Annotated in this window: 8 protein-coding genes; 4 read left to right on the forward strand and 4 right to left on the reverse strand. The window is 46.4% G+C overall.

Annotation, left to right across the window (positions count from 1 at the left end):
* Positions 1-73 precede the first annotated feature (73 nt).
* Positions 74-1,171, reverse strand: coding sequence for a chorismate mutase (locus NCI00_RS17000; protein WP_114461747.1), 1,098 nt, complete (start codon positions 1,169-1,171; stop codon positions 74-76).
* Positions 1,172-1,296: 125 nt separating this feature from the next.
* Here NCI00_RS17000 and NCI00_RS17005 point away from each other — a divergent pair, with 125 nt between their 5' ends.
* Positions 1,297-2,505, forward strand: coding sequence for a proline dehydrogenase family protein (locus tag NCI00_RS17005; RefSeq protein WP_253529469.1), 1,209 nt, complete (start codon positions 1,297-1,299; stop codon positions 2,503-2,505).
* Positions 2,506-2,515: 10 nt separating this feature from the next.
* On the forward strand, positions 2,516-3,337 hold the full coding sequence (locus NCI00_RS17010; protein WP_253529471.1) for a lipoprotein signal peptidase: 822 nt from the start codon (positions 2,516-2,518) through the stop codon (positions 3,335-3,337).
* An 80-nt stretch (positions 3,338-3,417) separates the two neighbouring features.
* On the opposite strand, the gene NCI00_RS17015 is transcribed toward NCI00_RS17010, so the two are convergent.
* From NCI00_RS17015 to NCI00_RS17025, 3 genes are all read right to left on the reverse strand, one after another.
* Entirely contained in the window at positions 3,418-4,095 is a 678-nt protein-coding gene (locus tag NCI00_RS17015; protein ID WP_114461750.1) for a superoxide dismutase, read from the reverse strand.
* A gap of 241 nt (positions 4,096-4,336) precedes the next feature.
* On the reverse strand, positions 4,337-5,716 hold the full coding sequence (locus NCI00_RS17020; RefSeq protein ID WP_206023248.1) for a glutamine synthetase family protein: 1,380 nt from the start codon (positions 5,714-5,716) through the stop codon (positions 4,337-4,339).
* A gap of 212 nt (positions 5,717-5,928) precedes the next feature.
* Positions 5,929-7,608, reverse strand: a complete 1,680-nt coding sequence (locus NCI00_RS17025; RefSeq protein ID WP_253529473.1) for an AMP-binding protein — start codon at positions 7,606-7,608, stop codon at positions 5,929-5,931.
* 234 nt (positions 7,609-7,842) lie between these two features.
* Between NCI00_RS17025 and NCI00_RS17030 the strand changes: the two genes are divergently transcribed.
* Both NCI00_RS17030 and NCI00_RS17035 read left to right on the forward strand, forming a co-directional pair.
* A complete protein-coding gene (locus NCI00_RS17030; RefSeq protein ID WP_253529475.1) occupies positions 7,843-8,826 on the forward strand; it encodes a bile acid:sodium symporter family protein in 984 nt (327 codons plus the stop codon).
* Positions 8,827-8,933: 107 nt separating this feature from the next.
* On the forward strand, positions 8,934-12,206 hold the full coding sequence (locus NCI00_RS17035) for an amidohydrolase family protein (RefSeq protein ID WP_253529477.1): 3,273 nt from the start codon (positions 8,934-8,936) through the stop codon (positions 12,204-12,206).
* The last annotated feature ends 121 nt before the right edge of the window (positions 12,207-12,327 follow it).

Consider the following 12,327-nt stretch of genomic DNA (forward strand, 5'->3'; position numbering starts at 1 on the left):
TTTTTCTATGAAATAAATAAGGCCGCCCCAATTGGGGCGGCCTCGTGGTATGACAATTATGCCTAAGCTGAAATTAAGCAGCTGGCGTAGTGTTCATTACTTCTGTTTGCTTACGGATAGAAGCCATGTGAATCAATTCAAACAACTCTTCCACAAAATCAGGGTACAAATTCATTTGTTTACCCAAATCGGCGCGGTTTTTACGAAGTTGTCTCCAACGATCCATTTGTAAAACGGCCACGTTGTTATCACGCTTGTATTCACCCAATTGTTCCACCAACGACATACGCGTGCCCAAAATCTCTAACAATTCACGGTCAAGATTATCGAGTTTACTGCGCAGTTGTTCCAACTGATTGATATAATCTGTGCCGTACTCAGGCTTACGAACGTGCAGTTCGTGCAACATTTCGCCCAAAGCAGCTGGCGTCAATTGTTGAGCCGCATCCGACCACGCTTTGTCTGGGTTGCAGTGTGACTCAATGATGAGACCATCGTAGTTTAAATCTAACGCCCGTTGGGCGATTTCGAACAAATACGCACGTTTTCCGGCCATGTGGCTAGGGTCACCGATCATCGGCAACTCCGGAAACATCGTTTTGAGTTCGATGGCAATATTCCACATGGGAGAGTTGCGGTATTTTGTTTCCTGCGCATTCGAAAAACCACGGTGAATGGCCCCGAGTTTTTTGATGCCTGCACGGTTAATACGCTCAAATGCTCCAATCCACAATGCCAAATCTGGATTGACTGGGTTTTTGATCAACACAGGCACATCTACCCCTTGCAACGCATCCGCCAAATCTTGCACATTGAACGGGTTAACGGTGGTACGGGCTCCAATCCATAAAATATCGATTCCGTATTTAAGGGCCAGTTCAACGTGCTGAGGAGTAGCTACTTCAACGGCAATCGGCAAACCAGTTTCTTTTTTTACGGCAGCAAGCCAAGGCAACGCAGCCTCGCCCATTCCTTCAAAGCTTCCTGGACGGGTACGCGGTTTCCACACGCCCGCGCGCAGTACGTTAGCATATCCTAACGCTTTAATCTGGGTCGCGGTTTCCCAAACCTGCTCTTCTGTTTCGGCACTGCATGGGCCTGCAATGACGAGGGGTTTCCCTCCCGTATCAACCCACGAACTCATCGGTAAAATTTCTAAGGTGGCACTCATAATCGAGAAAAATTAAAAAAATTAATTAAGTACAACAATCTGATATTAACAATTTGATAGCTAAGGACAACTTTTGTAATTTTGCATTTGTTTTATTGTTATAACAACAAACGCACGTTAAAATTATGTCTATAAGTGTTGCTTCCCCCCAAGTAGGGGTTTCATTTGATGACACTTCGGTTGCATTCTCATCAAAGTCAAATTTCCAGTTAAAGAAAACTTACTGGCTATTTGCATTAATGAATCAACCTTGGCTTGTAAAATTAGGAACTTTTTTTATAAAACTCGCGCTTTTGTTACGACTTCCCGTCAAAAACCTCATAAAAGCAACTTTATTTGGCCAATTTTGTGGAGGTGAAGACATCAAGGAGTGCAACAAAACCATAGATAATTTGGCAAAATCTAAAATTGGGACAATTTTAGATTATTCTGTTGAGGGGGAAGACAATGAGCAGAGTTTTGATAAAACTGCTAGCGAAATTCTGCTAACTATCGAAAAAGCGAGCCAAACCGAAGGGATTCCGTTTTCAGTTTTTAAGGTAACTGGAATTGGTTCAACCCCTCTGATGGAGAAAATTCAGGCAGGAGAGCCCCTTACTTCCAACGAGCAGGCCGCTTTTGAACGCCTCAAAGTACGCGTGGACCAATTATGCCAAAAAGCCCATGACCTAGATGTTAAAATTTTTGTCGATGCTGAAGAAAGCTGGATTCAGGACGTAATTGACCAACTGGCGTACAAGGCAATGCAAAAATACAACACCAAAAAGCCCATCGTCTACAATACATTTCAGATGTACCGCCGCGATATGCTGGAAAATTTGAAAAAAGCCACTCACGAAGCAAAAGTAGAAGGGTATTATTTAGGAGCTAAATTGGTAAGAGGTGCCTATTTCGAAAAAGAACGCCAACGCGCTTACGAAAGCGAATACCAAGACCCCATCCACGCTACCAAAGAAGACACCGACTCCGACTACAACAAATCCATTTTGTTTGCCCTCGAAAACCGTGACGTGATTTCTATTTGTTTGGGAACCCATAACGAAAGCAGTTGTTTTTACTGTATCGAATTAATGCAAAAACTCAACATTCCGCACAACGACCCACACGTATGGTTTGCGCAGTTGCTCGGAATGAGTGACAATATTTCCTACAACTTGGCCAATGCAGGCTATAACGTAGCCAAATACGTGCCTTATGGCCCCGTTGAGACGGTTATGCCGTATTTGTTCCGTCGTGCCGAAGAAAATAAATCCATTGCGGGACAAAGCAGCCGCGAGTTTTTGCTTATCAAACGTGAAGTGGGTCGTCGCCACACCATGAAAGTTGTTCATTAATCCCCATTCCATGACTCAATCCCCCAAAGGCCCTCTCAAATTCTTTTTGTTCGCCCTGTTGCTTATCGGTGTAGATCAAGCTTCAAAATTGCTCGTACACCAGTATATGTCTCCGGGATTTGCTGGGCAAATCAGACTCATCGGAGATTGGTTCAAGCTGTATTATGTAACCAACCCGGGCATGGCGTTTGGGATGCAAATTGACCACGAATACGGCAAGTTGTTTCTGACGGTATTCAGGCTAGGAGCCATGATTTTTATTGCTGGCTATATGTTGCGTCTTGCCCAAAAAGGAGCCTCCAACGGACTCCTCTGGGCTATGGCCATGATTTTGGCGGGAGCCATCGGCAACTTGATTGACAGTATTTTTTACGGAGTACTCATTGATAATGCCCCTTACGGCTCTCCTACTCCGTGGTTCCACGGACAGGTCATTGACATGGTGTTCATTGATTTTTGGGAAGGGTTTGTACCCGATTGGGTTCCTGTTTGGGGTGGTCAATACTACACAACGCCTATTTTCAACTTTGCTGACGCCTGTATTTTCATCGGTGTTTGTATCATTTTGATGTTCCAGGGCACTTTTTTCCCGCGTTTGGATGAGCACGAAGAGATTGAAGAGGCTCCGAAAACGGATGAAATCGCTGAGGTTCCATCAATCGTTGCATCCGAAGGCGAAACCGAAACACCCGCATCAGAAACGGAGGTAATCTCAACACAAGATGTCACCGAGCCTACTTCAACGTTGGAAGAAGAAACACCCGAATCTGCCTTGGAGGCCCTGCCCCCAACCAATGACAACACTAGCACTCAAGTGCCTACTAAAGAATAGATTACTTAACCAACTATAAAAAAAAAAGAGAGGGCCGCAGGGCCTTCTCTTTTTTTTTTATAACGGACAAAATCAAGTTTTTACTTCATTGCTGCCGCATACAATTCGGCTACTTTGTCCCAATTTACTACATTCCAAAAAGCGTCTAGATAATCGGGACGTTTGTTTTGGTACTTGAGGTAATATGCGTGCTCCCACACATCAACGCCCAAAATCGGCGCACCTTGTACATCCGCTACGGGCATCAATGGATTGTCTTGGTTTGGCGTAGAGGTGACCACCAATTTTTTGTCTTTTACAATCAACCACGCCCATCCCGAACCAAAACGGGTAGTACCTGCTTCTTTAAATTTCTTTTTGAACTCGTCCAATGAACCAAAATCTTTGGTAATGGCATCAGCCAATGCTCCTTTGGGCGCACCGCCTTTGCCAGGACCCATGATGCTCCAAAAGAAGGTGTGATTCCAATGTCCTCCACCGTTGTTGCGCACTGCGGGAGCGGTTTCTTTCGTAATTCCTTTTACGAGCGCATCAGGAGTCAATTTTTCTTCTGGTTTACCCGCCACGGCCTTGTTCAAGTTGTCGATATAGGCTTTATGGTGGCGACCATAATGGATTTCCATGGTAGTCTTGTCAATATTTGGCTCAAGTGCATCGGATGCGTACGGAAGTGGAGCCTGCGTAAATTGTGCCATAGCCTGCAACGAACCTGCGGCCAATGCTATTGCAAATGCATTGCGGAGAAATTTAGTTGTCATTTTGCGAAAAAGAGTTGATTAATGAATGATGTGCAATATTACGTAGAATACAACGCAAGAAAAGCAGCGAAAGTTATTTTCTGCGTAAAAATAAAAAAACCTTCTGCGCGATGCAGAAGGCTTTTTAAGTATTTGTAGTAGAGGTTTAGAAATAATCGTTGCAAAAGTAGTAGATAAATTGATTAAATGAATTATTTCAAGAAAAAATTTAAAAATTCACTTAGCAACTATTTCTAACCCCTTAAATCTGTTCAAAATACCGTTTCCGCTCCCAGTCCGTCACGGATGCATTGTAGGCCGCCTGCTCTGTTTTATAAAAATGCGTGTAATGCTCCACTACTTCAGGCCCAAAACTCCGCTTGGCAAACTCGCTATTTGAGAAAATCGCAATGGACTCGGCCAAGGTGTACGGAACCCTCGGCAAATGCGCCGCGGCATAGATATCACCCTCAAAAATGGCTGGTGGTTCAATTTGCTTTTCAATTCCTTCCAATCCACACGCCAGCAATCCCGCAAAAGCTAGATAAGGATTACAGTCTGCCCCTGGAATCCGGCACTCAATCCGTAGGCTTTTACCTTGACCTACTACCCGAAAACCAGCGGTGCGATTGTCATAACTCCACGCCAGACGCGTAGGGGCCCACGAACCGTCTACATAACGCTTGTAGGAGTTGATGGTTGGGGCATAAAATACCATAACATCAGGAGCGTGGGCAATACAACCACCTAAAAACCAACGGAATGTATCTGAGCATTGCACGGGTCCCAGCGTATTGTTGCCTGCAAAGGCGGTTTCGCCATCTTTCCACAAACTGATGTGAATGTGGCAACTAGAACCTGCGCGGTCGGCGGCAAATTTGGCCATAAACGTAATGCTCCAACCCATGGCATCGGCTACTTCTTTTAGGCATTGTTTGTACACTACGTGGCGATCGGCCATGTCCAGTATTTCGGCATAGCGTACATTGAGCTCATGTTGGCCCAAGCCCCACTCTCCTTTGGAGTTTTCAACGGGCACGCCCGATTGCTTCAAATAACGCCGCGCCGCCGCGTTGAACGGCTCGGTACGGGTACCTTGCAAAATATGGTAATCTTCGATGTACCAGCCTACCGGGCGCAGCTGGGCAAAGCCCGTTTCGTGCGCTTCACGAAAACTGTTTTCAAACAAATAATATTCCAGCTCAGAAGCAGCCAGCACGTCAAACCCGTGTTGAGCGGCTTTATCAAGCTGTTTTCTCAGGATAGAACGGGGCGCTATATCAACGTATTGGTGCGATTTTTCGTTTTTAACATCGCATATAATCATCGCGGTGCGGTCAAGCCACGCCGCTACCCGCAGCGTAGAAAGATCGGGCACAAGATGAAAATCACCGTAGCCGAGTTCCCAATTGGCAAACGAAAACCCTGGTACTGGGTCCATGGCCATATCGGTGGTGAGGAGGTAATTGCAGCCGTGGGTGCCATGCTTATAAATATCATCGACAAAAAAATCAGCGTCGAAACGTTTTCCGACGAGCCGCCCGTAATGGTCAGTAAAGGCTACAATAATGGTTTCAATGGTTTGTTGGTCTACAGCTTCGCGTAGTTGGTCAATAGTAAGGAGTCCTTGGGGTTTAGACATGGTGTCGTTTTTTTGCCTTAAAAATAGCAAAAAGGCAACATCCTTGCTTGAGATAATTCGACATACCACAAAAAAGTCCTTATCTCCTCACCTCTTCTGGTTTCTTTCTACCTGCAACTCAATGCATTTGAGAACGATAACCCATTATAAAAAATACGTTCAGGACTATGCCTTTAAAGGGCAAAATCACGCCATTCACACCAGTACACCCATTATTCCCAAATAACATTCTCTTTTCCTTCGTACCAAGGCTCCATCATTTGGCCGTAGGTTTTTTCAATCACATTGCGTTTGGTTTTCATGGTGGGTGTCAGCATATTGTTATCGACTGTCCAAGCTTCTTTCATTACAACAATTTTTTGGACGCGCTCGTAAGACTTAAGTTTGGGATTCACATCTGAAAGTGTAGCAGCTAGACTTTGGGCGACGGCGTCGCGTTCAACGGACCGGGCAATTTCGGACAAAACCACCAGTGCAATGGGCTGCGGTAAACTTTGGCCTACTACGCAAATTTGTTCAATCAGCTTATTGTCTGCAAATCCAAATTCTATCTGCGACGGTGCCACGTATTCACCTTTAGAAGTTTTGTACATTTCTTTTACCCGGCCCGTAATTTTGATGTAACCTTCACTGTCAATTTCGCCCACATCACCCGTATGAATCCACCCTTCTTCGTCGATGGTTTCCGAAGTCATTTGGGGTTCTTTATAATAGCCTAACATGTTCCATTCAGCGCGCGTCAGGATTTCGCCCGTATCGGGCATTATTTTTACTTCTACCCCTGGATACAGCTTTCCTACCGTTCCATCCTTGGGCGCATCGGCGGGGGCCATACATACCGCTCCCATGTTTTCGGTCATTCCGTAGGCTTCCTGAATTTTTATTCCTAGGCGGCGAAACCACGTAATCAATGACACTGGCATCGGAGCCGCCGCCGTCAAAATAAATTTCGCGTCATTGAGGCCCAACCCCTTACGGATTTTTTTCTTGACAATACCACTCAGAATAGGGATTTTGAGCAACATATCGAGCTTTTTCTGGGGCATTTTTGCCAAAATTCCCAATTGGAATTTGGTCCAGATGCGTGGAACCGCAAAAAAGTGCGTAGGCTGTGCAGCAGCCAGATTGGCCGCAAAAGTATCCAATGACTCTGCAAAGTAAATAGTCCCTCCTGTACCCACCGCCGTTACTGCCACCACATTCCGCTCGGCAATATGGCATAGTGGTAAATACGAAAAAAAACGGGTCTCGGGCAAATGATAGAGCATCATATCTTGGGTGACGTGCATGACCTTGGCCATCGCTTTGTACGTAAGCATTACTCCTTTGGGGTTACCTGTGGTTCCAGAGGTATATACAATGGAGAATAAATCCTCCAACTTCGGTCGGGGCGACTCAGTCATCGGTTTGCTGTAAACAAGAATATCATCCCACTTTATATGTTCAGGGTCAGGATTGTACGTGGGGAAAGAAATACAGCTGACGCCTGCGGGAACACCCTTTTTCATTCCCTGCCAATTATCGAGTTTTCCAACAAAAAGCACCCGACAACCGCTATGGGTTAATACTTGGTTTAACTGGTCGCTCGTGAGGGTGGGATAAAACGGCACCGAAACATGCCCAGCCATCATGATGGCGAGGTCGGCAATAATCCATTCCGCACAGTTTTTTGAAACCAGACCGATGTTGCTTTGTGGATCTAACCCCAACGAAACAAGGTAGCCAGCCAATCGCCTCACCTGCTCTCCCGTTTCAGCCCACGTAAAGTCTTTGAATTTTTTACCAAAAGGCTGGCGCAAAAAAACCTTATTGGGTTGTGTCTTTTCCCATTGATAAAAATAATCTATGACCGTTTTCAGCTCCGACCCGTTAGAAGTTGCCGTTGTTTTCATCGTTTATAAAAATTTAGGGTTTACAACAAAAATATAATTTTTTCACTAAAAAATTGTTTTTGTTCGATGTATTTATTGGGACAAAAAGTTGGTTTTTGAACACTAATTCGCTAAAAGTGACCTATTATTACGTAATCTCCGATTGTTTTCACTGATTCTTCCCATTCTAAAGGTTCATTCATACTTATTTGCGTTATCGGATTAACTTTGTACCGATTGATAAATAGAATACGAATGATTCAGTTATTGGCAAAAGTCGGCATCAACGGATTTTTCTTCGCGTTGCTTGGAATGATAGCATTGGCCTATTTTTTTCCCTCTTTCGGCACCGAACAAAGCCCCTTACACTTACCCGACATCGCCGAATATGGCGTCTCTATTATCTTCTTTTTTTACGGCCTGAAACTCAATCCTGAAAAACTAAAAAGTGGTTTGAGCAATTGGAAACTTCATTTGGTGATTCAACTGACCACCTTTGTTTTGTTTCCATTCATTATTCTTGGCATTGGAGAAGCCTTCAACGTTGATACTTCTTCGTTGACGTGGTTGGGTATTTTTTATTTAGCCACGCTCCCATCCACGGTTTCTTCTTCGGTGGTGATGGTGGCGATTGCGGGCGGCAACCTCCCCGCCGCTATTTTCAACGCCAGTATTTCCAGCATCATTGGCATTTTTATTACACCACTGTGGATGAGCCAGTTACTGGAAAAACAGGACGCCAATTTTGACATCTCGTCCATCATCCTTCGCCTATGTTTAGAAGTTTTATTACCTGTTATCCTCGGTTTTTTCCTGCACAAAAAATGGGGCAAATGGACCGAGCGCTACAACGGCACGCTGCGGATGTTTGACCAAGTTATTATTTTGTTGATTGTCTACACTTCTTTTTGCGAATCGTTTGCCAACAACATGTTCAGCAACCAATCCTTCGGTGAAATCGTAGCGCTGGGCCTGTGGATGTTATTGTTTTTTGCGGTCATGTTCGGAATCATGTTTTTGGTCAGTCGTTGGTTTGGCTTCAACCGCCCAGATACCATCACGGTGTTGTTTTGTGGTTCTAAGAAATCGCTAGTTCAGGGTGCCGTAATGGGCAAAGTGCTGTTTCCCAACCCCGTCACACTGGGGGTGGCGTTGCTGCCACTGATGATTTATCATGCGCTACAATTGCTGGTGGGCAGTATGATTGCGCAACAAATGGGGAGAAAAGAAGTAGTTTAAGCCATTACGTCGTCTCGCTTGCCATTACGATACATTAACGTTATTTTTGGAAAACTTTGGTTAGCTCATCTTTAGCATACATTTCATCATTCCAAGCCCCTTTTCCCTTGAAAAAAAACGCTACCCTCGCCCTTGCGGCAGCTTTGGCCGTTTGTCAGGCCCTGGCCCAAAAACCCAAAGAAACCTGGGACGTATCCAAACCCCAAGGCCCTTCTAAAGAAGTAAAATTTACCACCAATGAAGGCACATGGATGAACCTCGACGTCAGTCCCGACGGCAAGGAAATCGTCTTTGACCTACTCGGTGACCTCTATACGCTACCCATCAGCGGCGGCGAAGCTAAGCTACTCTCGGGCGGATTGCCGCTAGAAATCCAGCCACGCTACAGCCCCGATGGCAAGCGCATATCATTTACGAGCGACCGAGGCGGCGGCGACAATATCTGGACCATGAAACGCGATGGCTCAGATTTGAAACAAATTTCCAACGAAGATTTTCGATTGCTCAACAATGCCGTTTGGACGCCCGACGGGCAATACCTAATTGCACGTAAGCACTTTACGGCGTCGCGCTCATTGGGGGCGGGCGAAATGTGGATGTATCACGCCAGCGGCGGTACGGCGGGATTGCAGTTGACCAAACGCAAAAATGACCAACAAGACGCGGGCGAACCCTGTGTTTCACCCGACGGTCGCTACGTGTATTTCAGCGAAGACATGAGCCAGGGCCCTTTTTTTCAGTACAACAAAGACCCCAACGGACAGATTTACGTCGTTCGTCGTTTTGACCGCCAAACAGGCGCGCTAAAAAATATCGTGACGGGCCCCGGCGGTGCGGTGCGGCCGCAGATTTCGCCCGACGGCAAGCAACTGGCGTTTGTGCGCCGGGTGCGCACCAAGTCGGTGCTGTATATACATGACTTAAAAACGGGCGAAGAATTTCCCGTTTTTGACCAACTCAACAAAGACCAACAGGAAGCCTGGGCCATCATGGGTCTTTATCCCAACTACGACTGGACACCCGATAGCAAAGACATTGTCATTTGGGCCAAAGGTAAATTATTTCGGGTAAACGTTGCCAGCGCCAAAGCCACCGAAATTCCGTTTACGGTCAATGCCACTCTGACGGTTCAGGAAGCGGTTCGTTTTCCGCAAAATGTCTTTACACCGACGTTCCAATCTAAAATGATTCGCCACGCCCGGACCTCTCCCGACGAAAAAACCTTGATTTTTCACGCGGCGGGCTATCTCTACAAAAAAACATTGCCCAACGGCACGCCCGAGCGCCTCACTGCCGCCACCGATGTATTTGAATATGAGCCGACATTCAGCCCCGACGGGAAGTTTTTACTTTACACCACTTGGAATGACTCGTTGACGGGCAGCATCCGAAAGTTGAATCTGACCAACAATTCCGTTGAAACCCTGACGACCGAAAAAGGCTTTTACCAAACACCTGCGTTCTCGCCCGACGGCACCAAAATCGTTTATCGAAAAGGAACGGGCAACGGCTACATGGGCTATGCCTTCGGCAAAGAACCCGGATTATACCTCATGCCCGCCACGGGCGGCGAAGGAACCTTGCTCCGCGACAGCGGCGAAGAGCCACTCTTCAACGCCACTGGCGACCGCATTTTCTTTCTGGAAGATGGGCAAACCAAATCCTTTAAAAGCGTAACCCTCAGCAATACCGACGAGCAAACCCATTTTAGCTCCCAATACGCCACCAAGTTTGTTCCTAGCCCCGATAATAAGTGGATTGCGTTTCAGGAATTATTTCATTTGTACATCGCTGCCTTCCCCGCCACGGGCAAAGCCGTTGATTTGTCAGGAAACACCAAAGCCTTTCCCGTTTATAAAGTCACGCGCGACGCTGGCGATTATTTGCATTGGTCCAACGATAGCCAAAAACTACACTGGACAATCGGCCCTGATTATTTCACACGCTCGGTACAACAAAGCTTTTTGTTTGTAGAAGGTGCGCCCGAAAAACTGCCCGCTATTGATTCAACGGGCATTACGATTGGGCTCACGCTACCAACCGATGTCCCCAAAGGCATGGTCGCTTTTAAGGGGGGTACCATTCTGACCATGAAAGAAAACGCCCAAGGGCAGTTGGAAGTAATTAAAAACGGAACACTGGTTGTTGAAGGCAACAAAATTGTGGCCGTCGGTGCGGCGGGCAAGGTCAAAATTCCCGCTGAAGCAAAAGTCATTGACGCTACGGGAAAAACCCTGATGCCCGGAATCATTGATGCCCACGCGCACATCGGCACAGGCAACGAAAAATCGGCGCAACAGCAATGGTCATATTTTGCCAATTTGGCTTACGGAGTCACCACCGTTCACGACCCCTCTTCCAACACCGAAATGGTCTTCAGTCAATCGGAGATGGTGAAATCGGGGCGGATGATTGGGCCACGTATATACTCCACAGGAACTATTTTGTACGGAGCAGACGGCGATTTTAAAGCCGTGGTGAATAGCCTCGACGACGCCCGCTCGCATTTACGTCGGATGAAAGCAGTGGGGGCATTTTCGGTCAAAAGCTATAACCAACCGCGTCGCAATCAACGCCAGCAAATCATTCAGGCCGCCCGCGAACTGGGCATGTTGGTCGTTCCAGAAGGTGGGTCATTCTTCAACCACAACATGACCATGATTATGGACGGTCACACCACCATTGAGCACAATATTCCCGTTGACCCCGTTTATAAAGATGTGGTATCTTTGTGGAGTAACAGCAAAACGGGCTACACGCCCACGCTGATTGTGAGTTTCGGCAGTGTTTCGGGTGAATATTATTGGTACCAAAAAACCAACGTATGGGAGCAATCACGTTTGCTGCGCTTCACTCCCCGCTCAATTATCGACAGCCGTTCGCGCCGCCGCGAAATGCTCCCCGACGACGATTTTGGTCACTTTGGCAATTCACAAACGGCAAAAAAACTAACCGATACGGGCGTCAGCGTTCATTTGGGGGCACACGGTCAGCTGCAAGGCTTAGGTGCGCACTGGGAACTCTGGATGCTGGGTCAGGGCGGCATATCTAATCTGCAAGCACTCAAACAAGCCACCATCGGCCCTGCTAAAACCTTGGGCTTGGACAAAGAAATTGGCTCGCTAGAAGTTGGCAAATTAGCTGATTTGCTGGTGCTTGATAAAAATCCGTTGGAAAATCTTCGCAACAGTGAAAGCATAAAATACGTAATGGTAAACGGACGCTTATACGATGCTGAAACCATGACTGAAACGGGCAATTATAACCGCCCTCGACAGAAGTTTTTTTGGGAAAACAATCGCTACAATGCCGCATTTGAATGGCACGCCGAAACCCGCAGTTTCGGGGCTATTCGCTGTATTTGCCAAGGGCGTCAGTGATAAGTTAAAAAGGCAAAAGTATTCTTTACAGGAGTGTTGTCAAGAATACTTTTGCACCTCTTAAAACCGTGATAATCAAAGGAGTAAAATATACCATCAAAGTACTTTCTGTTTTTGTTAA

It is taken from the genome of Runella salmonicolor (genome assembly GCF_024158025.1).
Classification (GTDB): domain Bacteria; phylum Bacteroidota; class Bacteroidia; order Cytophagales; family Spirosomataceae; genus Runella; species Runella salmonicolor.